We start from the raw sequence: 792 nt of genomic DNA on the forward strand, positions 1-792 counted from the left end.
CCCAATATGAATTTCTGAGTGACATGATTCCAGAGCCTAAACTAGGTGGTCGTCCCCGTACAGTCAATATGTGGGAGATTTTCAACGCAATTTTCTATGTGTTGTGCGAAGGGGTACAATGGCGAGCACTACCGAGTGACTTTCCAGCATGGCAGACTGTATACACTTATTTCCGTAACTGGCGCATTGATGGGACATGGTTGAAGCTTCACGACAGCCTGCGAGAGTGGTTCAGAATCGAGCAGCAGCGTCATCCCAGTCCATCAGAAGCGATTATCGATAGCCAAAGTGTGAAAAGCACCGCGATGGTACATGAAGCGGTGGGCTATGATGCGGGCAAACAAATCAAAGGACGCAAGCGGTTTATGAGTGTCGATACTTTGGGGTTAGTATTGCGGGTATTGGTCACAGCCGCCAGTGTTGGAGAACGAGAGGGAGGTAAACAAGTACTCCAGAAGGTAAAACAGATGGGTAAAAAGGTGTCCCGTTTGACAACCATTTGGGTCGATGGCGGCTTTGACGGTACATCGTTCATGATGTGGGTGATGGACTTCTGCCGTTGGATTGTGCAAGTGGTGCTGCGACCAGAACAAACTAAGGGTTTCGTGTTGCTCAAAAAACGTTGGGTGGTGGAGCGCACTTTCGGCTGGCTAATGGGGTGTCGGCGATTAGTCAGAGACTATGAATTATTGCCCCAAACCTCCGAGACTTTTATCTACCTTGCCATGATCCGTATCATGGTTAGGCGGCTGGCATAAAATCTCACCCTTCAAAACTTTTCAAACATCCTCT

1 protein-coding gene is annotated in these 792 nt (G+C 48.5%); it reads left to right on the top strand.

The genetic code is table 11. The annotated features are described in order from the left end of the window. The coding region (locus tag QH73_RS06830) for an IS5 family transposase (protein ID WP_132866748.1) at nucleotides 1–758 on the top strand (758 nt) is incomplete at its 5' end. Nucleotides 759–792: the final 34 nt, after the last annotated feature.

The organism is Scytonema millei VB511283 (genome assembly GCF_000817735.3).
GTDB lineage: Bacteria > Cyanobacteriota > Cyanobacteriia > Cyanobacteriales > Chroococcidiopsidaceae > Chroococcidiopsis > Chroococcidiopsis millei_B.